This is a genomic window from Microbacterium deferens (assembly GCF_045517775.1).
In the GTDB taxonomy this organism is placed as follows: Bacteria; Actinomycetota; Actinomycetes; order Actinomycetales; family Microbacteriaceae; genus Microbacterium.
The window spans coordinates 1452716-1477076 of record NZ_JBEUWT010000001.1; the positions used below are offsets into that span (position 1 = coordinate 1452716).

A 24361-nucleotide genomic window follows, 5' to 3' on the forward strand; every position below is an offset into this window, starting at 1 on the left:
CCACCCGCGCACGCGCGAGCGGGCGTTTGCGCGCCCGTGGACAGGTCACCCGAACTTATAACCGTCGGATAACAAAAGTTGCCCAATCGACCATCACTTCTGTTACGGTGATGCTCGTCAGCGTGGACCTCTCCTTCGTATGGAACTCCCGAGAGCACGCCGGCCCAAGCTGCATCACATTCAAGGAGGAAAGAACATGCGCACAATCCTGAAGTCGCGCTCTCGCCTGGTTCTCACCGGCGTTGCGCTTCTCGCCAGCGTCGGACTTCTCGCGGGTTGCACCGGCGGTGCCACCGAGGGTGAGAACGTCGTCGACCAGGGCACCACGACCGAAGAGAACGCCGAAGCCGGCGACACGGTCGTCATCGGCTTCTCCGGCCCCGCGGCCGACCACGGTTGGCTCGGCGCCATCAACTCCGGCGCCCTCGCGGCCGCCGAGAGCTTCTCCGACGTCGAACTCCGCCAGGCCGAGGGAACCAACGACGTCACCGCGCAGATCGCGGCCGTCGAGACGTTCATCAACGACGGCGTCGACGCCATCGTGCTGCTCCCCAGCGACGGCGCGGCCCTGACCGAGGTCGCGATCAAGGCGATGGAGGCCGGCATCCCGGTCATCAACGTCGACCGCGAGTTCTCGAGCCCGTTCGCCGCGCGCTCCACCGTTCTCGGTGACAACTACGGCATGGGCGTCAGCGCCGGTACCTACATCTGCGAGCAGCTCGGGGACAACCCCGACGCGATCGTCGGCGAGATCGCCGGCATCGACTCGCTGCCGCTGACCCAGGACCGCTCCGCGGGCTTCGCCGACGCGCTGTCGGACTGCGGCCTCGAGGTCGGACCCCGCGTCGCCGCGGACTTCACGGTGCAGGGCGGCGAATCGGCCACCTCGCAGATGCTCTCGGCCAACCCGCAGATCGACGCCATCTGGAACCACGACGACGACCAGGGCATCGGCGTCCTCGCGGCGATCTCGGCTGCCGGTCGCGACGAGTTCTTCATGGTCGGCGGCGCCGGTAGCCGCAACGCCATGGAAGAGATCGAGTCCGACACCGGCGTGCTGAAGGCCACCGTCATCTACCCGTCGACCCAGGCCGCGGACGGCATCGCCCTCGCTCGCCTCATCGCACAGGGCAAGACCGCGGGCGACCTGATCACCCCGAGCGTTCCGAACCGCATCGTCCTCGACGCACCCGTCGTGACGAAGGACAACGTCGCGCAGTTCATCGACCTCGCGTTCGAGTCCTGATCTGATCGTGTGGGGGCACCCGTCATCCGGGTGCCCCCACCTTTCACCCACTGTCTAGAGAAAGACCTTTGCCTTGACCAAGCCCCTCCGCGTCGCAATGATCGGCGCCGGTTTCATGGGTGTCGCTCATTCCCAGGGATGGCGCGTCGCTCCTCGCTTCTTCGAACTCCCCCTGCAACCCGAGATGTCGGTGCTCGTCGGCCGCGATCTCGAACGCACGCGGACGTCCGCCGAATGCTGGGGCTGGTCGGAGGCTGCCACCGACTGGCGCGAGGTCATCGCCCGCCCCGACATCGACGTGGTCGACATCGTCACCCCCGGTGACACCCACGCGGAGATCGCCATCGCCGCGCTCGACGCCGGCAAGCACGTGCTCTGCGAGAAGCCGCTGGCCAACACCGTCGCCGAGGCCGAGGCCATGACGGATGCTGCCGAACGCGCCGCCGCGCGCGGGGTGCGCTCCATGGTCGGCTTCACCTACCGCCGCGTCCCCGCGGCCACCTTCGCCCGCGACCTCGTCGCCGCCGGCCGCATCGGCGACATCCGCCAGGTGCGCGCCGAGTACCTGCAGGACTGGCTCAGCGACGCCGAGGCGCCGCTCACCTGGCGCCTGCAGAAGGACCGCGCCGGGTCGGGAGCTCTGGGCGACATCGGCGCCCACGCCGTTGACCTCACCGAGTTCATCACCGGCCAGACCCTCTCGCGCGTCTCGGGCATCCTCGAGACGATCGTCGCCGAGCGCCCTCTCCTCGGAGAGTCGTCGGGGCTGTCGGGCACCGCGACCACCGAGCGCGGCGCGGTCACGGTCGATGACCTCGCCCTCTTCACGGGGCGCCTGTCCTCGGGCGCTCTCGCCTCCTTCGAGGCCACCCGCTTCCGCACCGGGCGCAAGAACGCCCTGCGCATCGAGATCGCCGGCTCCACCGGCGCGCTCGCGTTCGACCTCGAACGCCTCAACGAGCTCGAGTACTACGACGCCACGGCTCCGGCAGAGGAGCAGGGCTTCCGCCGCATCCTCGTCACCGAGCCCGGCCACCCGTACGTCGGCAACTGGTGGCCCGCCGGCCACATGCTCGGTTACGAGCACGGCTTCTCCCACCAGGCGAAGGACTTCGTCGAAGCGATCGCCGAGGGCTCCGCCCCCACGCCGTCCTTCGCGGACGGCCTGCACGTGCAGCGCGTCCTCGACGCCGTGGAGCGCAGCTCGAACGACGACAGCGCCTGGACGGCCGTCGACTGACCGACCTCTCCTCCCCCGCCTCCTCAGGCGATTCCGAGTACCGACGAAAGGACACCGCGATGGCGCGACCGATCACGCTTTTCACCGGCCAGTGGGCAGACCTGCCCTTCGAGGAAGTCGCCCGCCTCGCGGGCGAATGGGGCTACGACGGCCTGGAGATCGCCTGCTGGGGCGACCACCTCGACCCGTGGCGCTGGGACGACGACGCCTACGTGCAGGGCAAGCTCGACGTGCTCGAGCGCAACGGCCTGAAGGTGTGGACGATCTCGAACCACCTCAAGGGCCAGGTCGTCTGCGACGACCCGATCGACCAGCGTCACCGCGATATCGTCTCGGATCGCGTGTGGGGCGACGGCGACCCGGAGGGCGTGCGCCAGCGCGCCGCCGAAGAGCTCAAGAACACCGCGCGCCTGGCCGCGAAGCTCGGCGTGAAGACCGTCACCGGCTTCACCGGCTCGTCGATCTGGAAGTACGTCGCGATGTTCCCGCCCGCCAGCGCCGAGATGGTCGCCGCCGGCTACCAGGACTTCGCCGACCGCTGGAACCCGATCCTCGACGTCTTCGACGAGGTCGGCGTGCGGTTCGCCCACGAGGTGCACCCGTCGGAGATCGCGTACGACTACTGGACCACGAAGGCCGCCCTCGAGGCGATCGGTCACCGCGAGGCGTTCGGACTCAACTGGGACCCGTCGCACATGGTGTGGCAGGACATCGACCCGGTCGGCTTCCTGTGGGACTTCCAGGACCGCATCTACCACGTGCACTGCAAGGACACGAAGAAGCGCCTCGTCGACGGTCGCAGCGGTCGCCTCGGGTCGCACCTGCCGTGGGCCGACCCGCGCCGCGGCTGGGACTTCATCTCGACCGGCCACGGCGACGTGCCGTGGGAAGACGCCTTCCGCATGCTGAACGCCATCGGCTACCAGGGGCCGCTGTCGGTGGAGTGGGAGGACGCCGGCATGGACCGCCTCGTCGGCGCCCCCGAGGCGCTCGGCTTCGTCCGTCGCCTCTCGAGCTACGAACCGTCGGCCGCGGCCTTCGACTCGGCCTTCAGCACGAAGTAGCCTCGACGACAAGGGCCCGACTCCCCAGCCCGGGGGTCGGGCCCTTGCTCTGTGCCGGCCGGCTCCCCCGCGCAGCATCCAATCCACCTTCCGCTGCGCGAATCAACACTCCGCCGCTGCGCGGAAGTGTGGACTCGAACACGGATGCGTTGATCGGATGCTGCGCAGACCCGCGTCAGGTGCGGGAGGGGAAGCGTGGGGCGAGCCACGCGAGCAGATCGGCGCGCACCTCGGCCTGGTTGAGCTCGTTGAAGATCTCGTGCCGGGCTTCGGGGTAGACGAGCGTCGTGACGTCGGTGAGACCGGAACGCGCGCGGTAGGCATCGGCGAGCTTGTGCACGCTGCGGGGGCCGCCGACCGAGTCCTCGCGCCCGACCATCAGCAGCGCCGGGATGTTCCGCAGGTCGCGGGCGGGGCGCCCGAACAGCCGTACGGCGTCGAGCGGGCCGAAGAGCTTCAGCAGCGGCACCGAGGTCGTCAGCGGATCATCGAGGAAGGCTTGTCCGACGTCGGGGTCGGACGAGAGCCACTCGGTTCCGGTGGCGCCCTCGGTCTTCCACGCCGCGTTGAGGTTGCCGGCGTTGAGTGAGCCGGGCCAGCGCAACGCTGATCCGCTCAGGACGAGGGCGTCGTAGAGGTCAGGATGCTGGTTCACCAGGATCTGCGCGAGGAACGACCCCCACGAGTGGCCGACCAGCACGAGAGGCAGACCGGGGTTCTCGTCGCGGATGCGCTCGGTCAGCTCCCGCACCGCGTCCACCGCCGCGCGGTGTCCGCCGCGCCCCAGCCGTCCGAGCTTCGCGGGATCGCCGCCGTGCTGGCGCATGCCGGTGCGCCCGTGGCCGCGGTGGTCGTCGGCATAGACGGTGTAGCCCTCGGCGACGAGCGAGTCGACGAGCGCGCCGTAGCGACCGGCGTGTTCACCCACGCCGTGCAGCAGCTGCACCACGGCGCGGGGCCGATCGGCGGGATGGACGTCGTAGACGATCGCGACACCGTGCGCATCGGCGAACTCGGGCATGTCGCCGAGCCTAGTGGGGCGCTGGCGTGCACCCTCTTCCACCCTGCCATTAGCTCGACTAATGAGTTATGCTAAACACTGCATGAACGACTCGACGACGCCCCCAGAACCACCGAGCGACCTCGGCACCGCAGCATCCGATTTTCGGATGGCGACCTTCCGACTCGCCCGCCGCCTCCGCGCCCAGCGCGCGGTCGACACGATGAGCGACGGCCAGTTCGCCGTGCTCGCCGCCCTCAAGGTCTTCGGACCGCACACGCTCGCCGAGCTCGCCACCCGCGAGCGGGTGACCGCGCCGTCGATGAACCGCACCGTCAACAGCCTCGAGGAGTCGGGGCTGCTCAGCCGCACGCCCTCGCTCGACGACCGCCGCAAGATCACGCTCGATCTGACCGACGAAGGACGCTCCGTCGTGGTCGAGACGGCCCGCCGCCGCGACGCATGGCTCGAGGGGGCGCTGGCCGAGATCACCGACGACGACCGCGCCACTCTCGCCCGCGCCGCGCAGATCATGCAGAGGCTGGCAGACCGATGAGCCCCACGACCCCTCCCCGCGCCGCTCGCGCGTCGCGCGGAGCCTCTGGCCGCGTGGGCCCATCGATGTTCCGATCGTTCGCGGTGTTCAACTACCGCGTGTGGTTCGTCGGCGCTGTCGTGTCGAACGTCGGGGCGTGGATGCAGTCGACGGCCCAGAGCTGGGTCGTGCTCACCCAACTCACCGACGGCGACGCCGGCGCGATGGGCGTGACGATGGCGCTCCAGTTCGCGCCACCCCTGCTGCTGGTGGGAGTGACCGGGTGGGTGGCCGACCGCTTCGACCGCCGGCGGCTGATCATGGTGACGCAGACGGTCATGCTGCTGCTGGCCGTCGCCCTCGGTGTGCTCGTGCTCACCGGCGTCATGACCCTGCCGCTCATGTACGGCTTCGCCCTCGCCCTCGGCGTGGTCACGGCGTTCGACAACCCGGCTCGCCAGGCGTTCGTCTCCGACCTCGTCGCGCGAGAGAACGCGTCGAACGCCGTGGCGCTCAACGCGGCGTCGTTCAACACCGCACGCCTCATCGGACCCGCCGTCGCCGGCGTGCTCATCGTGCTGATCGGCAGCGGTTGGGTGTTCCTCGTCAACGCCTTCACCTTCGTCGCCATGCTCGCAGCCCTCGCCATCATGCGCCCGCACGAGCTCGTGCCGCGCCCGAAGATGCGGGGCAGCTCACGCCTGGCCGACGGATTCCGCTACGTCGGAAAGCGCGGCGACCTGGCGGTCATCTTCGTGATGGTGTTCCTCCTCGGGGCCTTCGGCATGAACTTCCCGATCTTCGCGTCGACCATGGCTCTCGAGTTCGGACAGGGGGCCGACGGATTCGGTCTCCTCAGCTCGATCCTGGCGATCGGCTCGCTCACCGGCGCGCTCCTCGCCGCCCGTCGGGAACGCGCGCGACTGCGGCTGGTGGTGGTCGCCGCGGGCGGTTTCGGAATCGCCATGCTCGCCTCCTCGATCGCCCCGAGCTACCTCCTGTACGCCGTGACCCTCGTCTTCGTCGGTTTCTCGGTCGTCACGATGCTCACCACGGCGAACGGCTACGTGCAGACCACGACCGACCCCGCCCTGCGCGGTCGGGTACTGGCCCTCTACATGGCGATCCTTCTCGGAGGCACGCCCGTCGGCGCTCCCGTGGTCGGCTGGATCGCCTCGGAGTGGGGCCCGCGCGCGGCCATCCTCGTCGCCGCGATCGCGGCGCTCGTCGCCTGCGCGGTCGGCGTCACATGGACCCTCCTCTCGGGCCGCGTGCATCGCCACGAGAGCCGGCGCTTCGCCCTCACGCTCGACGAGACGCGTCCGATCGATGTCGTGCCCGAACCGGTTCCGGAGGAGTTCAGCGACGAGGTCGCGGGCACCACCGCCATCCCCCTTCCGCGTCCGAACGAGTCCGCCCCCCACCGCTGACACATCGCCGAAAGTGCCCGTTTTCGCCGAAAGAGGCCGAGCAAACGCGCACGTTCGGCGAAAACGGGCACTCTCGCCGCTTTCCGGCGCCGCGGGAACGCCTTCCGCTGAGTGGAAAGGAGGGGCGGATGCTGCGGCCCCTCCGACGTACGTTGGGTGCGGCGATCGGCACTCCCCGCGATCGCTGACAACGACCGCGCCGACGCGGTGCGGTCGGCACGGCTGAGATCGAGGACGACGATGCCCGAACTGCGCAGCAACCTGCCTCCCACCTCCGCTCTGGGAATCGCCCGGCGCGCCCATTGGGTCTCGCTCGGGATCCCCGTGTCCGACCTGCGCAAGCCGAAGGTCGCGATCGTCAACACCTCGTCGGAGCTCGCCGCCTGCTACGCCCACCTCGACGAGATCGTCCCGGTGCTCAAGGAGGAGCTCCGCGCGCAGGGGATGCTGCCGTTCGAGATCCGCACGACCGCTCCGAGCGACTTCGTCACCAGCGCCGGTCGGGCCGGGCGCTACATCCTGCCCAGCCGCGACCTCATCGTCAACGACATCGAGGCGGCCGTCGAGGGCGCGAAGCTCGACGCGATGATCTGCCTCAGCTCGTGCGACAAGACCACGCCCGCGCACCTGATGGCCGCCGGGCGCCTGAACATCCCGACCGTCGTCGTGGCGTGCGGCTACCAGCACTCGGGCCGCGCCGAGGGGCGCGAGGCCGACGTCGAGGAGGTCTTCCTCCTCGCGGCGAAGTCTGCCGTCACCGGCGAACCCGTCGACGGCCTCGAAGAACTCGCCGACGACGCGATCCTCGGCCCCGGGGTCTGCGCCGGGATGGCCACCGCCAACTCGATGCACGTCGTGGCCGAGGCCCTCGGCATGGCCGTACCGGGGTCGACGCCCGTGCGCGCGAACAGCGAACGCATGTGGGATGCCGTGCGTCGCTCGGCCGCGGCGCTGGCCGACCTGGTCGAGCGCGATGTGCGCCCGCGCGACATCATCACGGCCGGGTCGATCCAGAACGCCGTGCGGGCCATGCTCGCCGTCGGAGGCTCGATGAACACGATCAAGCACCTCCAGGCGATCGCGGTGGAGTCGGGGATCGACGTCGACGTGTGGGAGGCGTTCCGGGTGCTCGGACGCCAGACCCCCCTCCTCGCCTCGGTGCGCCCCAACGGCCCCGCGCTCGTGGAGGACTACGAAGACGCCGGCGGCGCGGCGACGATGCTCCGCGAGCTCCGCCCCCTGCTCGACCTCGATCGACTCACCGTGACCGGACAGACGATGGGCGAGGCGCTGGAGTCCGCGGCCCCCGCGGACGGCACCGTCATCCGCTCCCTCGACCACCCCTTCGGCACCGACCCGGCGATCTCGGTGCTGCGCGGCACGCTCGCCCCCGGCGGCGCGGTCGCCAAGCGTCCGGTCCCCGACCCCGGCCCCCACCGCTTCACCGGTCCCGCTCGCGTCTTCGCCAACCGCGAGGAGGCGATCGACGGGATATCCAGCGGGCGTCTGCGCGAGGGCGACGTCGCCGTCATTCGGGGCATCGGCGTCTCCGGAGCGCCCGGGATGGGACTCACCTCCGCCTTCATCTTCGCGCTGCACGCACGCGGTCTCGCCGACAGCGTCGCGCTCGTCACCGACGGCCAGTTCAGCGGCCTGGTGAACCAGGGCGTCTCCGTCGGCGAGGTCTCCCCCGAGGCCGCGGCCCCCGGCGCTCCGCTCGGTCTGGTCAGAGACGACGACGTGATCGACATCGATCTCGCCGAGGGCCGGGTCGACCTGCTCGTCGATCCCGCCGAGCTGGCGGCGCGCCCGCCGTACTCGCCCCCCGTCGACCGCGACTCCGGCGGCGGGATGCTCGACCAGTACGAGCAGCTGGTGCAGCCCCTCTCGTGCGGCGCCGTCCTGTGCGCCCGCCCGGGGCGCAGCACCTGCGAGAAGACCCCCGAACAGCGAACGAAGGAAACGGTATGACCTCTTCCACCATCCACCTTCCCGCGCGCGCGGTCCCGGTGATCGGCGAGTACGACGTGGTCGTGATCGGGGGCGGGCCCGCGGGGCTCCTCGCGGCGACCGCCGCTGCCAGAGCGGGCATGTCGACACTGCTCGTCGAGCGGTACGGATTCCTCGGCGGCGCGGGCACGATGGGTGGGCTCAGCACGTTCTGCGGTCTGCACGCCAGGGTCTTCGGCGAAGACAAGCTCGTCATCCACGGGTTCGCCGACGAGCTCCTCGACCGCCTCACCGCGCTGGATGGCTTGAACACCCCTCACCTGACGATCGAGAACCGCATCATGGCGGTGTCGTTCGACATCTCGGCGTACAAGATCGCGGCCGACGAGCTCGTTCTCGCCGCCGGCGCCGAGCTGCTCTTCCACGCGACGGCGGTCGATGTGGTGATGTCCGACGAGAAGACGATCGACGCCGTCGTGCTGGAGTCGAAGTCGGGGCGCAGCGCCGTCCGCGCCCGGTTCTTCATCGACGGATCGGGCGACGCCGACATCGCCGCCTGGTCGGGGGCACCCTTCGAGCGCTCCCCCGAGCTGCTCTTCCCGTCGCTGATGTTCCGCATCAACGGCGTGCACCCCGAGGAGGCCGGCGAGGCGTGGAAGACCATCCGGCGCCTCATGGAAGACGCCGAGGCCGCGGGCACGCACTCGTTCCCCCGCAAGAAGCCGATCGTGCGTCCGCAGCGCAACCCGCTCGAGTGGAGGTCGAACCTCACCCAGCTCCACAACGACGACGGCAGCGCCGTCGACGGCACCGACGTGCGCCAGCTCACCCACGGTGAGATCCAGGGGCGCCAGCAGGTCAAGGAGACGTTCGCCTTCATCCGCGAGCGCACCCCCGGCTTCCAGGACTCGTACGTCGTCGACATCGCGCCCCAGATCGGCATCCGCGAGACGCGTCGCATCGTCGGCGGCTACCAGCTGACCCAGGACGACGTGCTCGGCAACGCCGACTTCGACGACACGATCGGGGTCAACGGGTGGCCCGTCGAGGCGCATGTCGCCGGTGACGTCGAGTTCCGCTTCGCCCCCGAGGGCAGCCGCGGCTTCCACCAGCTGCCGTACCGCATGATCGTTCCCCAGCAGGTCGGCAACCTCCTCGTCGTCGGCCGATCGGCATCGATGACGCAGGGAGGTCAGTCGTCGGGCCGGGTGACGGGCCCCTGCTTCGCGATGGGTCAGGCCGCCGGCACGGCCGCCGCGCTCGCGCTCTCGGGCGGCACGGATGCTGCGGACATCGACGTCTCCGCGCTGCAAGCGCAGCTCGCGACAGACGGCGCCTACCTCGGCACCGACCTCACCGTCCCCGTGTAGGCCGCGCGTCCGCTGGACCCTCACTCGCGCGCACGAGAACCACCGCGGCGCACCCACTAGCGAGAGCACGCAGCATCCGGAGACCGAGTGCGTCACACGCCTCGAGATCCGCGCGCCACGCGTGCTGTCTGCGCCCGGACCTCGCGTTGAGCCCGTCATGGCGGGAGGAGATCTCACGGCGGGAGGACCCGGCAGGCGCGGAGCGCCGTCCGCTCGTGAGATCTCCGCCCGTCGCCACGCGAGAAAGAGCGGGGTCAAGGGGCGCGCCGCAGCATCAAGCTCCCTCCCCCGTGATGACGGGAGGAGATCTCACGAAGGGAGGACCCTGAACACCCGGGGCGTCCTCCGCTCGTGAGAACTCCTCCGTGCGTCCTGCGCGCAGGACGGCCGCGCGGGTCTACGCGGCTCGACGCAGGATCGTCACCACGCCGTGGTCGCCGTCCACGCGCACCCAGTCGCCGGTGCGGATCGCGGCCACGGGGTCAGGGCTGCACTCGACCACGCTGGGAACGCGGGTGACGATGGCTCCGAGCACGGCCTTCGTCGTCATGACGTTGAACACCATCGCGCGCGGGGCCGTGCCCATGAGGCGAGTGCTCTGGAAGAAGCCCGACCAGCCCGACGAACCCTTCGCGCCGGGGAAGACGAGGATCTTGTCGGTGAAGCACACGCCGAACAGCTCGTGTCGCGGCTCGATCACCGTGCCCTTCGACGGGTCGATACCCCCGAACCCCGAGATCGTCTCCGTCGAGACGAGGGCCTCACCCTCGACGACGCCGGCGACGATCGGTCGACCGGTGAACGTCTCCACGACGGTGGTCATCGCGAGAGCTCGCCGCGCCAGGTGCCCGTGACCGCAGCATCCACGCACTCCTCGAGAGTGCCGAACCAGCCCTCGATGCCCAGGATGGCCGGCAGGTAGTGCACCTGCTTGGCCGAGTCGGTCGCCATCACGCGGGTCCCGTCGGGGGCGGCCTTCGACATCGCGGGACACGAGTCGGTCAGAACGCGCCCGCCGGCCCGTTCGATCGCGCGGGTGTAGCCGCTGCGATCGGCCATGGTGCGGATCGCCGCCGGCGTCATCACCCAGAGCTCGGTGTCGGAATGGATGCGGCGTCCCTCGAGGCGTCGGGCGACGCGCTCGAGCTGGTCGAGCGAGGCGTGCGGACAACCGAGGAGGATGAAGTCGACGTCCGTCGACTCGCCCTGGTCGTTGAGGGTCTCGTAGACGAGGCGGCGTTCGGCCTCGCCGTACACGAGCGGCTCCGGGACGGCGGCACCGCCGAACGCGGCCTCGAGCGACGCCGCCTCGGGCGTCACGCCCGGGATGTGGTAGATCTCGACGCCGCCGGCGGTGGCTGTCGCGGCACCGAAGTGCTTGAGGTCGGCCAGATCGGGGTTCACGAGCTCGCCCGTGATCACGGGCCGCCCCTCCTGGACGGCGTCGCCCACGAAGTACCCCAGCATCCCCCACTCCTGGAAGTCGTCGACGGGTACGCCCGCGACGAGATGGTGGGTGCCGAAGCGGTTCTCGGGGAGGTGGTTTCCCCAGTAGGGGATGCGGCCGGTCAGCCCGGCGGCCCCGGTGGAGGCGCCCCCTTCGCAGTTCGTCCGCGCCCCGAGCACGGAGTTGCAGTAGACGACCGCCGACGACTCCATCCACGCGCAGTGCTCGCCCCGCACCGGGATGTTGCCCACCTGGTAGGGGGTGCAGGTGGCGAGGATGTTCACGCCGCGTTCGCTGAAATACGACTCGGCATCGCCCTGCAGCACGATCGACTGCTCGGGATAGGACGTGAGTCCCGACGCGTCCTTGCCGAAGCCGTGCTGCAGTTGGCACGTCGGCACCTTCATGCGAGGAATCTCGATGTCGTCGTCGCAGTCGAGGTTGATGACCGCGAACGACTTCGCCCAGCCGCCCTCCTCGACGAGTTTCGCCTTGGCCGGCGAGGGCTGGGTCATGGTGCCCGCGACGTTGCGCGTCTCGCACAGCCGCTCCGCACCGAGGGCCTCGCCGTAGCGGATCAGCAGATCCATCGCGGCGGCCACCGCTCCGCCCTCGGCGCCGTCGCGCATGCCCTTCTCCTCGTCGGTGAGCAACACGGGCGTCAGGCCGTCGCTTCGCGCAGGCCGTAGACCGACTCGTGCCAGGGGATCACGAAGCGCTTGGCCTCGTTGACGATCAGGTAGAGCACGAGCCCGATGAGCGAGAGCAGGATGATGAGTGCGAACGTCCTCGCGGCATCCAGAGAACTCATCGCCCTCACCACCATCGCCCCGAGCCCCACGCTGCCGCCGAGGTACTCTCCGACGATCGCGCCGATCGTCGCGAGCACGATCGCGACCTCCATCCCGGCGAAGAGGTAGGGCTGAAGGCTCCGCATCTCGAGCTGGAGGAAGGTCTGCGCGCGGCTCGCGCTGATGCTGCGCATCACCTCGCGCTGCCCCTGCTCCACCGAGCGGACGCCGAGCAACACGTTGAGCATGACGGGGAAGAAGGCCAGGAGCGCGGCGAGCAGCACCTTCGACGTGATGCCGAAGCCGAACCAGATCACGAAGAGCGGGATGAAGGCGACCTTCGGTGCGACCTGGGCCGCGACGATCAGGGGACGGATGCTGACCTCGAGCCACGGGAGCTTGCCCAGCACCACACCGACGACGATCCCGCTGACGACGGCGATCGCGAACCCGACGATGATCTCGAGGACGGTCACCCCGACCTCTTCCCAGGTGCCGCCGTCACCGAGGAGCACGACGAGGGCCTCGCCGACGGCGAGCGGCGGCGGGAAGACCAGCGGATTCACCTCGAGCGAGGTCACGAGGATCTGCCAGACGGCGATGATGACGATGATGAGGGCGGGCGTGACGATCCACGGCAGCAGCTTCATGATCCGGGGCTTGGGCATGTCAGTGCTCCTCGTCGAGGTCGTGGCGGAGGGCCCGCACGATGTCGTTGAACTCGGGCATGGTCTGCAGATCCACCGAACGGGGCTTGGGGAAGTCCGCGGGAAGGATCTGACGGATGCGTCCGGGGCGCGGCGTCATGTGCACGACCCGGTCGGCGAGGAAGACCGCCTCCGGGATGTCGTGGGTGACGAACACCACCGTCGAGTTCGTCTCCAAGACGATGCGCTGCAGCTCGAGGTTCATGCGCTCGCGCGTCAGCGCGTCGAGTGCCCCGAACGGCTCGTCCATCAACAGCAGGTCGGGCTTCGTGCTCAACGCTCGCGCGATGGCCGCGCGCTGGCGCATGCCTCCGGAGAGCTCGCGCGGGTACGACTTCTCGAACCCGGCGAGACCGACCAGCTCGGCCAGCTCGCTCGCGCGGCGCCGCCGCTCCGTCTTGCCGACGCCGCGGATCTTCAGCGGCAGCGCGATGTTGTCGAGCACCGAGAACCACGGGAAGAGGTTGCTCTCCTGGAAGACGAAACCCAGCTTCGTCACCGCGGAGCTGTCGACGCGACCGTCGCGCCACAGCTCCTTCCCGTCGACGGCGATGGTGCCCGCCGTCGGCGGCAGGAGCCCCCCGATCATTCGCAGCAGCGTGGTCTTGCCGCATCCGGAACGCCCGATGAGGGCGACGAACTCCCCTCTCTGGATCGACAGGTCGACCCCCGACACGGCGTGGGTCGTGCCGTTCTTGGTGTGGAAGTCGCGTCCGACGCCCTGGATGTGCAGGCTGGGGACGGCGGTGGCTCCGCCGGTGGCGGCCGTGGTGGTGTCGAGCGTGTCGTTTCTCATCGGCATGCCTCTCATTCGTCGAGTGCCGCGGGGGTCGGCGTGGACTGCGGGCGGATCAGCCGGCGGGGAGGTAGTCGTTCGTGATCCACTGGAGCGGGTCCTGCCCGCCCTCGACGAAACCGGCCTTCGTGTAGACCTCGTAGGTGTCCGACCAGGCGTCCATGTCGTTCTCGAGCAGCGAGACGCTTCCGTCGGGGTCGACCCAGGTGCCGGTCACGTACTCGGCGAGCGCCGCCCGCGCGACGGTGTCGTCCTGAAGCGCGGGGAAGTTCCAGTCGCCGCTGTCGCGCATGATCTGCAGCACGTTGTCGAAGTTGTTCTCCGCGTCGTCGATGACGAACTGGGTGGCTTCCTTGATCGCGGTGAGGAACAGCTCGATCTCCTCGACCCGTTCCGGGTTGTCGAGGTTGGACTGCGTGGTGATCCACGTCTGGATGTCGGGCTGGTCGACGAGTCCGACCTGCTCGATGACCGCGTCGTCGTTCTGCTGCTCGATCGCGAGCGAGGTGTCGAGGCTGACGATGTAGCCCGCGAGCTGCTTCTGGCGCACGACCTCGAGGGTGGCGGCCGTGACGGGGACGGCCTGGCGGGTGACCGAGTCCTGGTCCACGCCCGCCTCGTCGAGGGCGAGGTTCAGCATCTTCTCGCTCGTCCCGCCGATCGAGCCCATACCGATGGTCTTCCCCGACATGTCTGCGGGATCGACGATCGGGTCCTCCGTCGTCGAGACGACCCGCAGATTCGACCGATAGGCCATCGTGCCCACCGCGGTGATCGGCTGCCCGCTCTCCATGGCGGGGAAGACGTCGACCGTGCTGGCGCGGGTGATGGTCGTCGCCCCGCCCACGAGCGACTGGATCGCGGCGGCCGTGCCCTGCACGGGCTGAAGGTCGACGTCGAGCCCGTTCTTCTCGAAGTAGCCGCCCGAGGAGGCGAACATCTCGGGCGTGAAGCTGAACGACTCCAGCGGCAGGAAGGTGACGACCGTCATCTCTTTGAGCTCGCCGTCGGAACCGGAGGGGCTCTGCCCTCCTCCGCCCGAGCAACCGGCGAGGGCGAGGGCTCCGGCAGCGATCAGGGCCGCCGTGGCACGGATGCCGCGCCGTGCGCGCGAGGGGGCCGTCGAGGTCTGTGCGGTGATCATGTCTGACTCCTGTGTCGGAACGATCCGCCCGCAGCGTTGCGGTCGGCCTGCCCGAGTCTGCCGACCGCTCTCGCCGACTCCAACCCGAGTTTTCACTCAGCGAAAGGATAGTTGCTGGCTGTGAAAGCCCTCCACGAACGATGACCCCCGGCCGTCTGGCCGAGGGTCACTGTTCGCGCGACCTCAGTGGGCGTCGGCGGGCAGCACGACGTGGTCGAGGCTGTAGGGCGTCGGCTCGAGGGCCGCGGCCATGATCGCCTCCATCACCGGCTGCGGCACGAGGCAGTCGGCGCACGCGCCCTCCGTGGCGTCGATGCGGACGACGATCTTCTCGTCGTCGGCCGGCGTCCACGACAGCACGTAGCCGTCGGTCGCCATCATGTCGGTGAACTGCTTCAGCGCAGCATCCACCGATGCCGCTTCGGTCGGGTCTGTCATGTCACTCTCCGATCCTGCTGTACGAGTACGGGAACTCCCGGGGCGGGTTGAGCGTGAACACCTCGACGATCGCCGAGACGCCCGCGTTGTTCGCGCCGGCGACCATGATCTGCACCGAGGTGCGATGGCTGAGCGAGGGCACGACATCGGGCTCGTCGGTGGAGCTGGCCGAGTCGGGCATCGAGTCGGGATGATCGGATGCGAGGCGCCACCGGGTCTTGTGCGACAGGGCGTCCTTGCCCACCGCGACGAGCTCGTCGCGGGTGCGGTGCGCGTTGTCGAAGATGAAGTCGCGCAGGTCGTCCTTGCTCCAGCCGGCCGAGGCGAACACCTCGGCGTGCTCGGGAGTGAGCACGAGAAGGGCGCTGGTGTACTCGTGGATGAGCGCACCCGTGCGCCGGATGGTGTCGACGTAGTCCAGGGCGAGCTGCTCGGGAACCATCGTGTGCCGCGCCTCGATGTGCACGACCGAGCGGATCACGTAGGCCGTGACGACGCTGTCGGACGCGTCGAAACCGTACTCGGTGTGCAGCGGGGGCCAGGGGCTCTGCTCCTCGTTCTCACCGATGCACGAGGAGTACTTCGACGGGTTGCCCTGCGTGGCCTGGTCGAGCTTGTGCGGGTGCAACCCGAAGACGTTGATGCAGCCGAGCCGGATCGCACGACCGATCGTGGCGTTCGAGCGGGTTCCCGATCCGAAGATGTTCCCCTCGCTGTTCAACCCGATCTCGTGACGGATCGGTCCGTTGACCACGAGGAAGGGGGCGGTACCCGTCGTCGACTGCCAGATTCCGCGCGCCGGGTGCGGCTCCTTCGCGATCGCCTCCCACGCGGCGACGACGACCGGGAAGTACTCGGGCTTGCACCCGGCGAGCGCGGCGTTGATGGCGGCCAGCTTGATGGTGAGGTGCCGGTTCAGGTGGGTGATCGTGAAGATCACCTCGGCGGGATCGCGGTCGACCGCCGCGAGGAAGGGAGCCAACGACGACTCGGTCACCGGAACCACCGGCAGCCCGTCGGTCCACTCCTGGTCCCAGTAGTAGTCGAGGATCTCGTGGATGCGGTCGATGTCGACGTCGGGGATGTTCCCGAGGATCTGCGCGGTCATCTCACCCCTCCAGACCGAGGATGCGGACGACCTCGGGCACGGCGACGAGAGCGCGCTCGCGCACCTCCGGCGCCGACAGGCTGGCCATCGGATGCTGCACCGCGTGGAAGTCGAACCCGGGGAACCCCTGGACGGAGGCCATCGCCCGCCCCGACATCAGGAACGAGTCGGAGGTGATCGCCACGGTGGGGATGCCGGCCCGCTCGAAGAGGATGCCGTCGGCGACGGTCGCGGCGCTGCACGAACCGCAGTCGCCCACAGCGGTGATCACGACGTCGCACTCGGCCACGATCCGGTCGAGGAGCTCCTTCTTCACGGGGGTGCCGAAGTAGTCCTTCGTGTACAGCCGGGATTCCCCCGCACCGTAGTGCTCGCGGAGCTCGGCGACGATGTTCTCCAGCAGCATGGTGGAGTTCGGCTTGGTGTTGTCGAGCAGGCCGATCGTCAGGCCTTTGAGGCTCACCGGTCTGGGCGACAGGGTGTCGTCCTGCGTGTTCTCGGCCGTTCCCGTGGGGTCCAGCAGAAGTTCCATGTTCGCCATCGCGGCTCGCCCTTCGTCGTCATCGGTCGTCGGCGACCCGACTATGACACGGCGCCTGATCGACCCCGCGGGGCACTTCCACCAGGTGAAAAACCGCTGTCGTCCGCACGCGGACTACCGAGAGGATCGCCAGGGACGAGCCGCCGCGACGGCGCGCGACACGCAGCGAAGGAGCTGGCATGACAGAGACACGCACGGCGACCCCCACGACGATGGCGGAGTTGCCCGCGCTGGCCGGAGCAGAGCTCGGCCCGTCATCGTGGCGGGAGGTGCCGCAGGCCGACATCGACACCTATGCGGTGCTGACCGGAGACGACAACCCGATCCACGTCGACGAGGTGCGCGCCGCATCCTCTCCCTACGGCGGTCGGATCGCTCACGGGATGCTGACGCTCAGCATGGTCGTCCTCCACCTCCGCGAGATCTACCGCGTCACCGACGCCGGCATGGGCATCGTGTACGGGTTCAACCGCATCCGCTTCCCGAACGCGGTGCGCTCGGGCGCCCGCATCCGCGTCGGCGGCACCGTGTCGCAGGTGGAGGAGATCACGGGCGGATACCAGGTGACCCTCGAGCTGGTCTTCGAGACGGAGGGCGAGACGAAACCCGTCTGCGTCGCCGAACTCGTCCTGAGGCACTACCGGTGAGCGCCGTCCGCCTGGACGGGCGCGTCACCATCGTCACCGGCGCGGGACGCAGCCTCGGCCGCGCCTACGCGATCGCCCTCGCCGACGCCGGATCGGCCGTGGTCGTGAACGACGTCGACGCCGAGAGCGCCGAGTCGACCGTCGCGCAGATCGTGGAGCGGGGCGGTCGCGCGGTCAGCTCGATCGGAGCGGTCGGACCCGCCGAGACCGCCGACGCCCTCGTCGGCGCGGCCGTCGACACCTACGGACGTCTCGACGCGCTCGTCGCCAACGCCGGAGTGCTCCGCGACCGCGTGCTGTGGAAGATGTCGGATGCGGAGTTCGACGCGGTGGTCTCGAGCCACTTGCGCGGAACCTTCACCTGCGGGAGGGCCGCCGCGACGTACCTGCGCGAGCAGGGCGAGGGCGGCCGGCTCGTGCTCATCGGGTCGCCCGCCGGCCAGTTCGGCAGCTTCGGCCAGACGAACTACGCGGCGGTGAAAGCCGGACTGGTCGCGATGGCCCGCACCTGGTCGCTCGAGCTCGCTCGCGCCGGGATCACGGCCAACGCCGTGGTGCCGACGGCGCTCTCGCCGATGACGGCGACCATCCCGGCGTACGCGGAGCTCTACGAGCGCTATCTCGCGGGCGAGCCCATCCCGGCCTCGTTCCGGCACGACAACGCGCTCGGGACTCCGGAGGACGTCGCTCCGCTGATCGTCTGGCTGGCCTCGGCCGACGCCGGCGACGTCACCGGTCAGGCGATCGGCATCGGCGGCGACAAGCTCACCCTGTACTCGCACCCCGCCGAGCTCGACGCCGCCTACTCCGACGGCGGATGGGATGCGGCGGGGATCGCCGACGCCTGGCGGTCGACCTTCGCCTCGCGGGCGCAGCACTCCGGCCCGCCCGTGCGGAAGGCGGTAGGCGCATGACGTCGGCTCCGCACTACAGCGACCTCTGGCAGGGAATCGCCCGCGCCGCCCCCGACCGACCCGCCGTCATCAGCCGCGACGGCACGGTGACGTGGTCGCAGCTCGCCGCCGAAGCGGGCGCGCTCGCGACGCATCTGGTCGATCGCGGTCTGAAGGTCGGAGACGCGGCAGCGCTCCTGCTGTACAACCGCGCCGAGTACCTCGCCTTCACCTGGGCGTGCCTCGCCGTCGGGGTCTCGCCCGTGGCGATCAACTACCGCTACCGTGCCGGCGAGGTGCGCGAGCTCGTGCTCGACTCGGAGGCGCGGGTTCTGCTCACCGCACGCAGCCTGGGCGAGCTGGCCCGCGAGGCCGTCACGGGCCTCGACGTCGAGATCATCGAGGTCGACGACGGCTCGCCCGCCACGGCCGGCGCGCTCGAGTACGCCGATGTCGTCGCCACGGGCGGGGCGCTCCCCGAGAGCGCACCGCGGGGGGCCGAGTTGCGGCTCTACACGGGCGGCACGACGGGGTCGCCGAAGGCCGTCGTGTGGGATCTCGATACGCTGCTCGTCGCGCGACGGCAGTCGACGTGGGGCCTGCTCGGAATCACCCCTCCGGAAGGTCTCGCCGAGGCGGTTCAGATCGCGGTCGACCCCGCCACTCCCCGCATCGTGACCCTCCCCCTGACGCCGCTCCTGCACGGCACGGCGCAGTCGACGACGATGGGAACGATGGCGCTGGGCGGCACCGTGGTGCTGCATGCCGCTGCGCGCATGGACATGGAGGAAGCCGCCGACCTCATCGCGGAGTTCGACGTCTCGCGCCTCATCGTGGCCGGAGACGCCCTCGCCCTGCCCCTGGCCGAGACCGTCGAACGTCGCGGCACGGGCCTGCCCGGAGTGCGGTGGATCCTGAGCTCGGGGATGCGCTTCAGCGACGACGTGAAACGGCGACTGCACGCCCTGGGCGACCTGGCCATCGTCGACATGCTCGCCTCGAGCGAGGGCGGCCCGTTCGCGTTCGGAGTGACGCGCGGGGAGGACGAACTGCCCGCCCGGCTCGTACTCACCCCCGGCGCGGTGCTCCTCGACGACGACCTCGCCGAGATCCAGGCCGATGCGGGGGCTCTCGGCATCCTGGCCTTCCGCGGCATCCTTCCGAAGGGCTACTACCGCGATCCCGCGAAGACGGCCGAGACGTTCCCCACCATCCGCGGCAACCGCTACATCATGCCCGGAGACTGGGCACGCGCGAGGGGCGACGGCTCGGTCGAGCTGCTCGGGCGCCTCAGCGCGGTCGTGAACACCGGCGGCGAGAAGGTCTTCCCCGCTGAGGTCGAGGAGGCCCTCCTGTCGCACCCGACCGTCGACGACGCCGTGGTCTTCGGCCTGCCCGATCGCCGCTTCGGCGAAGTCGTGAGCGCGATGGTCTCCCCGGTGCCGGGACGCGAGATCGACGTCGAGGAGCTGCGGACCTACCTCGACGAACGTCTCGCCGGCTACAAGAAGCCCCGGCACGTCTTCGTGCGGGCGAGCCTCGAACGGTCGATGACCGGGAAGGTCGAGCTCGCCCGCGTCAAACAGGACGCGGAGCGCGAGCTGGCGGAGGCGGTGCGATGAGCGCGGGCTGGCCGGGGTTCGACCCCGCGAAGGTATCGATGATCGACGTGCACGTGCACGTGTCGATCGACGAGTCGGGACGCACGGCCTCGCCGCCCGCGCTCACCGAGGCGATGGCGGCCTACTTCAAGAGCAGCGAGAAGCCGCGCACCGTCGATCAGACCGCGGAGTACTACCGCGCCCGCAACACCGGCGCCGTCGTGTTCACCGTCGATGCGACCACCAACCTCGATCATCGCCCGAACAGCGTCGACGACCTGGTCGCGGGTGCGCGAAGGAACTCCGACGTGCTGATCCCCTTCGGAAGCGTCGATCCGCTGCAGGGCGAAGCCGCCGTCGAAGAGGCGAGACGCCAGGCGATAGAACTCGGCGTGCGCGGGTTCAAGTTCCACCCGTCGGTGCAGGCGTTCGACCCGTCCGACCCCGCCTACATCCCGCTCTTCGCCGCGATCGAAGAGCTCGGGCTGCCGATCCTCGTCCACACGGGCCAGACCGGCGCGGGAGCGGGGCTCCCGGGCGGATGGGGCTTCCGGCTCAGCCTGTCGAACCCGATGCTGCTCGACGACGTCGCGGCGCGGCATCCTCACCTCCCCGTGATCATGGCGCACCCGAGCGTCCCCTGGCAGGACGAGGCGATCTCGATCGCGACGCACAAAGCGAACGCGTGGATCGATCTGTCGGGATGGTCGCCGAAGTACTTCCCACCCGCCCTGGTGCGCGCGGCGCGCACGTACCTGAAGCACAAGGTGCTCTTCGGATCCGACATGCCCGCGCTCACCCCCGAGCGGTGGCTGACCGACTTCGCGCTGCTGGAGTACCCCGACGACGTGCGCGCGATGATCCTGAAGGACAACGCGGTGCGACTCCTGGGACTCGCGGGTGAGTGACCCGGCGACCGACCTGTTCGGCTTCGCCGACCGGCTCTCCCCCGCCGCGCGGGCCAAGCTCGCGGCGCTGCGGGCGCTCCTGGACGAGCGGGCACGGCCTCACCTCGCGCAGTGGTGGGAAGACGCCCACTGCCCCGCGCATCTGCGCCGGGAGCTCGCCGCGCTCGACCTGGAGGACGACCCGGCCGTCGCAGGACCCGACGGAACCCCCGACCCCCTCTACGTCGGTTTCAAGCACTTCGAGTTCGCCCGGTGCGACATGTCGATCGGCACGGTCTACGGCGGCCAGGTGGGCATGTTCCGCACCGTGGTACGCGAAGGCGGCTCGCCGGAGCAGGTCGCCCGGTGGGACCCGGGGATCGCCTCGTTCTCGGTGACCGGATGCTTCGCCCTGACCGAGCCGGAGCACGGCTCGGATGTCGCCGGCGGCATGCAGACCACGGCGACCCGCGACGGCGAGGGGTGGCGTATCAGCGGTCGCAAGCGATGGATCGGGAACGCGGCCATCTCGGACGTCATCCTCGTCGTCGCCCGCGATGCGTCCGACGGGCGGGCGAAGGTCTTCCTCGTGCCTCGCGACGCTCCGGGGGTCTCGCTCACCGACATCTCGGGGAAGATCAGCCTGCGGATGGTGCGCAACGCCGACATCGAGCTGACAGACGTCGTGGTTCCGGAGTCGGACCGCCTGCAGCGCATCGACGACTTCGGCGACCTGTCGGCGATCCTCGCGAAGCTCCGGCACGTGGTCGCCTGGAACGCGGCCGGCCTCCAGGTGGGCGCCTACGAGGCGGCGCTCGCCTACGCCCTCCGGCGCGAGCAGTTCGGCCGGCCGATCGCCGGCTTCCAACTCGTGCAGGAGAAGCTGGCACGGATGCTGGGAAACGCCACCGCCTCGCTCGCGATGGCGGTGGGCCTCACCGACCTGCGAGAGGCGGGACGCCTGGGTGAGGAGCACGCGGCGCTGGTGAAGATGTGGACGGCGGATCGCGCGCGCGAGACCGTCGCACTCGCGCGGGAGGTGTGCGGGGCGGAGGGCATTCGCGTCGACACTGACGTGGCGCGGATGTTCGCCGACGCCGAGGCGCTCTACACGTTCGAGGGCACCCGCGAGATCAACGCCCTCATCGTGGGCCGGGCGGTGACGGGTCTCAGCGCATTCACCCGCTGAGAGTCCAGGACACCCGGACGCCGGGGGCGAAGTGTCCGGGTGTTCTGGACTCTCAGCGGTGCGGCGCGGGTCGGCGCGGGTCAGGGGGTCTCGCCGAAGCCCGCCGCCCCGAGCGCGCGAGAGATCGACGTCGCCGTCAGACGCACCAGGTGGATCATGTTCTTGCCGTCGACGTCTTGCTCGGTGAGCGCGAGCGAGACCGCGGCGATCACCGTTGCGTCGGCGCCGAAGACCGGGGCGGCGACGCTCACGTGGATGTTGTCCACCTGGCGGTCGCTCACGGCGTAGCCGCTGCGGCGGATGTCGTCGAGGACGCGGGTGAGCGTCTCGCGGTCGGTGTAGGTGCGCGGCGTGAACTGCTCGAGGTCGCCCTCGACGACCTCGGCCCTGATCTCCTCGGGCGCGTGGGCGAGCAGCACCTGCCCGATCGCCGTCGCGTGCATCGGGTAGCGGTTGCCCACCAGCGGACGGCGTGCCGGGCGGCGCGGGCTCTGGAAGCGCTCGATCGAGATGAGCTCCCTGCCCTCGCGGATGGCGAGATGGGTGGCGTAGCCCGTCGTCTCGTACAGGTCCTGCATGTACGGGCGCGCCAGGCGCTGCAGGCCCACGGCACGCGGCGCGAGCGAGGCGACCTCCCACAGGCGCAGGCCGATGCGGTAGCGCCCCTCCGTCTCGCGCTCCAGGGCCCCCCACTCGGTGAGGCGCTGGACGATGCGATGGCAGGTCGCGATCGGCAGCTCCGTGCGGCGGCTGATCTCCGAGAGCGTCTGACGCACCCGGCCGCCCTGGAAGGTTCCGAGGATCGTGAAGGCCCGGTCGATGACCGAACGCGCCGATGCGTCCTGAGGCCCCGCGTGCTCCGTCGTCACCCTCCCAGTATGGCGGCGCGCGGCTTTCCGTACAGCGAAAGTGCCCGTTCTCGCCATCCGTGCCCGAAAAAGCGGCCACCCTCGGCGGGAACGGGCACTCTCGGCGCGATCAGCGCGGCAGGCGCGCTCCGACCCGCTCGAGATGCGCGTTGACGAAACGACCCTCGGGGTCGAGGCGCTCGAAGACCGCGCGGGCGTCGGCGATGCGGGGGTGCACCGCCGCAATCCGCTCGGCATCGAAGGCGTGCTGCTTGCCCCAGTGCGGGCGCGCGGCGAAGGGAGCGAGCGCGGCCTCGATGTGCGGGATGACCTCGGCGACCTCGGCGGCACGATCGTGCCACGTGAAGTGGATGGCGAGCACGTCGCGCTCGTACGCCGGGCTCAGCCAGAGCCCGTCGCGCGCCGCGGTGCGCAGCTCGCTCACGGCGAGGTGCGGGCGGATCATCGGGGCGAGGGCGCGCACCGCGCGCAGGGCGTCGGGTGCGACCGATCGGTCGACGAAGTACTCCGTCTGGATCTCGGCGCCGAACGACGGCTCGCGGTCGAGGCGGAAGTGCGGCAGTCGCAGCATCCAGGGCCCCGGAACCCCGCCGAGCTCCGTCACGTTGTCGTGGCTGCCGAGCGGCGAGTCGTTGTGGACGATGGCCCCGTCGAGGAGAGCGGCGGGAACATCGTCGTCGTCGGAGACCAGGCGCGTCTTCACCCAGACGTAACCGATCTCGTCGTCGTCCCAGTGCGTGAAGACCGACACGCTGTAGCCGGCGCCCGTGACCGCGTCGAGGTCGGCGAGCGCGGCCTCCCACGTGACACCGCCGTAGATGTCTTGGCGCACCCGGTATGTCGGAACGATGTCGAGCTCGACCTGCGTCACGATGCCGTACGCGCCGAGGCCCACGACCAGCGCCTCGAAGTCGGGGTCGCCGCGGCGCACGTCGCGGACCTCGCCGTCGGCGCCGACGTAGCGCAGCGCGCGCACGCCGGTCGACAGAACCGCGTTGCCGTTGCCCGATCCGTGGGTGCCGGTCGCCGTGGCACCGGCGACGCTGATGTGAGGGAGCGAGCCCAGGTTGCGCAGCGCCCATCCCTCGGCCTCGAGCGCCTGCGCCAGCACGCCGTAACGCGTACCTCCGGGCACCCGCACCACGTGCGCGGCACCGTCGATCTCGATGCCGCCGTCGAGCGAAGTCAGATCGATCAGCGTGCCGCCGGTGTCGGGCAGATCGGTGAACGAGTGCCTCGTGCCGAGGGCATGGATGCGGTCGCCCCGACCGCGCACGAGCGCCACCAGTTCGTCGAGGTCGCGGGGTCGCGCCCGGTTCGCGGCGCGGTACGCGTAGGTGCCGGCCCAGTTCTTCGCGGGTTCGGCCTGGTCGTGCGTGCCTTTGTCCATGCGAACAACCTATCCGCGCGACGCGGGAGCCGAGGTCGCCCCGAGCAGAATGATCTCGCGGCGGTCGCCACTCGCCTC

23 protein-coding genes are annotated in these 24361 nt (G+C 70.0%); 12 read left to right on the forward strand and 11 right to left on the reverse strand.

The genetic code is table 11. The features are described from left to right. Nucleotides 1-196: 196 nt before the first annotated feature. From ABTU82_RS06875 to ABTU82_RS06885, 3 genes are all read left to right on the forward strand, one after another. Complete coding sequence (locus ABTU82_RS06875) at nucleotides 197-1246, forward strand: substrate-binding domain-containing protein (protein ID WP_116648014.1); 1050 nt, start codon at nucleotides 197-199, stop codon at nucleotides 1244-1246. A gap of 97 nt (nucleotides 1247-1343) precedes the next feature. Next, a complete protein-coding gene (locus ABTU82_RS06880) occupies nucleotides 1344-2486 on the forward strand; it encodes a Gfo/Idh/MocA family protein (protein WP_407173300.1) in 1143 nt (380 codons plus the stop codon). Nucleotides 2487-2545: 59 nt separating this feature from the next. Continuing rightward, complete coding sequence (locus ABTU82_RS06885; RefSeq protein WP_116648016.1) at nucleotides 2546-3550, forward strand: sugar phosphate isomerase/epimerase family protein; 1005 nt, start codon at nucleotides 2546-2548, stop codon at nucleotides 3548-3550. A gap of 175 nt (nucleotides 3551-3725) precedes the next feature. On the opposite strand, the gene ABTU82_RS06890 is transcribed toward ABTU82_RS06885, so the two are convergent. Next, the gene (locus ABTU82_RS06890) at nucleotides 3726-4571 is read right to left on the reverse strand and encodes an alpha/beta fold hydrolase (RefSeq protein ID WP_407172547.1); all 846 of its coding nucleotides are present in this window, start codon (nucleotides 4569-4571) and stop codon (nucleotides 3726-3728) included. 82 nt (nucleotides 4572-4653) lie between these two features. Here ABTU82_RS06890 and ABTU82_RS06895 point away from each other — a divergent pair, with 82 nt between their 5' ends. From ABTU82_RS06895 to ABTU82_RS06910, 4 genes are all read left to right on the forward strand, one after another. After that, complete coding sequence (locus ABTU82_RS06895; RefSeq protein WP_240606916.1) at nucleotides 4654-5106, forward strand: MarR family winged helix-turn-helix transcriptional regulator; 453 nt, start codon at nucleotides 4654-4656, stop codon at nucleotides 5104-5106. Nucleotides 5107-5171: 65 nt separating this feature from the next. Beyond that, nucleotides 5172-6515: an MFS transporter gene (locus ABTU82_RS06900; RefSeq protein WP_116648019.1), complete on the forward strand. Its 1344-nt coding sequence runs from the start codon at nucleotides 5172-5174 to the stop codon at nucleotides 6513-6515. 240 nt (nucleotides 6516-6755) lie between these two features. Further along, nucleotides 6756-8486, forward strand: a complete 1731-nt coding sequence (locus tag ABTU82_RS06905; protein ID WP_407172548.1) for a dihydroxy-acid dehydratase domain-containing protein — start codon at nucleotides 6756-6758, stop codon at nucleotides 8484-8486. Further along, entirely contained in the window at nucleotides 8483-9835 is a 1353-nt protein-coding gene (locus tag ABTU82_RS06910; protein ID WP_407172550.1) for an FAD-dependent oxidoreductase, read from the forward strand. Before ABTU82_RS06905 ends, ABTU82_RS06910 begins: the two co-directional genes overlap by 4 nt. 397 nt (nucleotides 9836-10232) lie before the next feature. Here ABTU82_RS06910 and ABTU82_RS06915 read toward each other — a convergent pair whose 3' ends face one another. The 8 genes from ABTU82_RS06915 to ABTU82_RS06950 form a co-directional block, all read right to left on the reverse strand. Continuing rightward, a complete protein-coding gene (locus ABTU82_RS06915; protein WP_116648022.1) occupies nucleotides 10233-10658 on the reverse strand; it encodes an aconitase X swivel domain-containing protein in 426 nt (141 codons plus the stop codon). Continuing rightward, a complete protein-coding gene (locus ABTU82_RS06920) occupies nucleotides 10655-11938 on the reverse strand; it encodes an aconitase X (RefSeq protein WP_407172552.1) in 1284 nt (427 codons plus the stop codon). Before ABTU82_RS06920 ends, ABTU82_RS06915 begins: the two co-directional genes overlap by 4 nt. Before the next feature lie 5 nt (nucleotides 11939-11943). Next, nucleotides 11944-12741 (reverse strand): ABC transporter permease, encoded by a 798-nt coding sequence (locus tag ABTU82_RS06925; RefSeq protein ID WP_116648024.1) that lies wholly within the window; start codon nucleotides 12739-12741, stop codon nucleotides 11944-11946. A gap of 1 nt (nucleotide 12742) precedes the next feature. Next, the gene (locus ABTU82_RS06930; protein WP_407172555.1) at nucleotides 12743-13576 is read right to left on the reverse strand and encodes an ABC transporter ATP-binding protein; all 834 of its coding nucleotides are present in this window, start codon (nucleotides 13574-13576) and stop codon (nucleotides 12743-12745) included. A gap of 55 nt (nucleotides 13577-13631) precedes the next feature. Continuing rightward, on the reverse strand, nucleotides 13632-14720 hold the full coding sequence (locus tag ABTU82_RS06935; protein WP_116648025.1) for an ABC transporter substrate-binding protein: 1089 nt from the start codon (nucleotides 14718-14720) through the stop codon (nucleotides 13632-13634). A gap of 183 nt (nucleotides 14721-14903) precedes the next feature. Beyond that, nucleotides 14904-15158 (reverse strand): hypothetical protein, encoded by a 255-nt coding sequence (locus tag ABTU82_RS06940; RefSeq protein WP_116648026.1) that lies wholly within the window; start codon nucleotides 15156-15158, stop codon nucleotides 14904-14906. A gap of 1 nt (nucleotide 15159) precedes the next feature. Next, nucleotides 15160-16266: a hypothetical protein gene (locus tag ABTU82_RS06945; RefSeq protein ID WP_116648027.1), complete on the reverse strand. Its 1107-nt coding sequence runs from the start codon at nucleotides 16264-16266 to the stop codon at nucleotides 15160-15162. Between the two features lies 1 nt (nucleotide 16267). Further along, nucleotides 16268-16798: a UGSC family (seleno)protein gene (locus tag ABTU82_RS06950; protein WP_407172557.1), complete on the reverse strand. Its 531-nt coding sequence runs from the start codon at nucleotides 16796-16798 to the stop codon at nucleotides 16268-16270. A gap of 188 nt (nucleotides 16799-16986) precedes the next feature. On the opposite strand from ABTU82_RS06950, the gene ABTU82_RS06955 reads away from it, so the two are divergent. Genes ABTU82_RS06955 through ABTU82_RS06975 form a run of 5 tightly spaced genes read left to right on the forward strand, consistent with a single transcriptional unit; the run spans nucleotide 16987 to nucleotide 22024 of the window. Next, nucleotides 16987-17454 (forward strand): MaoC family dehydratase, encoded by a 468-nt coding sequence (locus ABTU82_RS06955; RefSeq protein ID WP_205781262.1) that lies wholly within the window; start codon nucleotides 16987-16989, stop codon nucleotides 17452-17454. Then, the gene (locus ABTU82_RS06960) at nucleotides 17451-18368 is read left to right on the forward strand and encodes an SDR family NAD(P)-dependent oxidoreductase (RefSeq protein ID WP_407172559.1); all 918 of its coding nucleotides are present in this window, start codon (nucleotides 17451-17453) and stop codon (nucleotides 18366-18368) included. Before ABTU82_RS06955 ends, ABTU82_RS06960 begins: the two co-directional genes overlap by 4 nt. Next, nucleotides 18365-19969 carry an AMP-binding protein gene (locus ABTU82_RS06965; protein WP_407172560.1) on the forward strand — a complete coding sequence of 535 codons (1605 nt, stop codon included), beginning with the start codon at nucleotides 18365-18367 and terminating at the stop codon, nucleotides 19967-19969. The genes ABTU82_RS06960 and ABTU82_RS06965 overlap by 4 nt, the downstream gene beginning before the upstream one ends. Further along, nucleotides 19966-20856, forward strand: a complete 891-nt coding sequence (locus tag ABTU82_RS06970) for an amidohydrolase family protein (RefSeq protein WP_116648030.1) — start codon at nucleotides 19966-19968, stop codon at nucleotides 20854-20856. The genes ABTU82_RS06965 and ABTU82_RS06970 overlap by 4 nt, the downstream gene beginning before the upstream one ends. Then, nucleotides 20849-22024, forward strand: coding sequence for an acyl-CoA dehydrogenase family protein (locus ABTU82_RS06975; RefSeq protein ID WP_407172562.1), 1176 nt, complete (start codon nucleotides 20849-20851; stop codon nucleotides 22022-22024). The genes ABTU82_RS06970 and ABTU82_RS06975 overlap by 8 nt, the downstream gene beginning before the upstream one ends. Nucleotides 22025-22104: 80 nt before the next feature. Here ABTU82_RS06975 and ABTU82_RS06980 read toward each other — a convergent pair whose 3' ends face one another. Continuing rightward, a complete protein-coding gene (locus tag ABTU82_RS06980) occupies nucleotides 22105-22893 on the reverse strand; it encodes an IclR family transcriptional regulator (protein WP_205781264.1) in 789 nt (262 codons plus the stop codon). Nucleotides 22894-23002: 109 nt separating this feature from the next. Further along, on the reverse strand, nucleotides 23003-24283 hold the full coding sequence (locus tag ABTU82_RS06985) for an FAD-binding protein (RefSeq protein ID WP_407172564.1): 1281 nt from the start codon (nucleotides 24281-24283) through the stop codon (nucleotides 23003-23005). Nucleotides 24284-24361 lie beyond the last annotated feature (78 nt).

What these genes read in the sequence shown, in the direction of transcription:
- ABTU82_RS06875 (WP_116648014.1), top strand. Translation starts at nt 197, where the DNA reads ATGCGCACAATCCTGAAGTCGCGCTCTCGCCTGGTTCTCACCGGCGTT.
- ABTU82_RS06880 (WP_407173300.1), top strand. Translation starts at nt 1,344, where the DNA reads ATGATCGGCGCCGGTTTCATGGGTGTCGCTCATTCCCAGGGATGGCGC.
- ABTU82_RS06885 (WP_116648016.1), top strand. Translation starts at nt 2,546, where the DNA reads ATGGCGCGACCGATCACGCTTTTCACCGGCCAGTGGGCAGACCTGCCC.
- ABTU82_RS06890 (WP_407172547.1), bottom strand. Translation starts at nt 4,571, where the DNA reads ATGCCCGAGTTCGCCGATGCGCACGGTGTCGCGATCGTCTACGACGTC.
- ABTU82_RS06895 (WP_240606916.1), top strand. Translation starts at nt 4,654, where the DNA reads ATGAACGACTCGACGACGCCCCCAGAACCACCGAGCGACCTCGGCACC.
- ABTU82_RS06900 (WP_116648019.1), top strand. Translation starts at nt 5,172, where the DNA reads ATGTTCCGATCGTTCGCGGTGTTCAACTACCGCGTGTGGTTCGTCGGC.
- ABTU82_RS06905 (WP_407172548.1), top strand. Translation starts at nt 6,756, where the DNA reads ATGCCCGAACTGCGCAGCAACCTGCCTCCCACCTCCGCTCTGGGAATC.
- ABTU82_RS06910 (WP_407172550.1), top strand. Translation starts at nt 8,483, where the DNA reads ATGACCTCTTCCACCATCCACCTTCCCGCGCGCGCGGTCCCGGTGATC.
- ABTU82_RS06915 (WP_116648022.1), bottom strand. Translation starts at nt 10,658, where the DNA reads ATGACCACCGTCGTGGAGACGTTCACCGGTCGACCGATCGTCGCCGGC.
- ABTU82_RS06925 (WP_116648024.1), bottom strand. Translation starts at nt 12,741, where the DNA reads ATGCCCAAGCCCCGGATCATGAAGCTGCTGCCGTGGATCGTCACGCCC.
- ABTU82_RS06930 (WP_407172555.1), bottom strand. Translation starts at nt 13,576, where the DNA reads ATGAGAAACGACACGCTCGACACCACCACGGCCGCCACCGGCGGAGCC.
- ABTU82_RS06935 (WP_116648025.1), bottom strand. Translation starts at nt 14,720, where the DNA reads ATGATCACCGCACAGACCTCGACGGCCCCCTCGCGCGCACGGCGCGGC.
- ABTU82_RS06940 (WP_116648026.1), bottom strand. Translation starts at nt 15,158, where the DNA reads ATGACAGACCCGACCGAAGCGGCATCGGTGGATGCTGCGCTGAAGCAG.
- ABTU82_RS06945 (WP_116648027.1), bottom strand. Translation starts at nt 16,266, where the DNA reads ATGACCGCGCAGATCCTCGGGAACATCCCCGACGTCGACATCGACCGC.
- ABTU82_RS06950 (WP_407172557.1), bottom strand. Translation starts at nt 16,798, where the DNA reads ATGGAACTTCTGCTGGACCCCACGGGAACGGCCGAGAACACGCAGGAC.
- ABTU82_RS06955 (WP_205781262.1), top strand. Translation starts at nt 16,987, where the DNA reads ATGACAGAGACACGCACGGCGACCCCCACGACGATGGCGGAGTTGCCC.
- ABTU82_RS06965 (WP_407172560.1), top strand. Translation starts at nt 18,365, where the DNA reads ATGACGTCGGCTCCGCACTACAGCGACCTCTGGCAGGGAATCGCCCGC.
- ABTU82_RS06970 (WP_116648030.1), top strand. Translation starts at nt 19,966, where the DNA reads ATGAGCGCGGGCTGGCCGGGGTTCGACCCCGCGAAGGTATCGATGATC.
- ABTU82_RS06985 (WP_407172564.1), bottom strand. Translation starts at nt 24,283, where the DNA reads ATGGACAAAGGCACGCACGACCAGGCCGAACCCGCGAAGAACTGGGCC.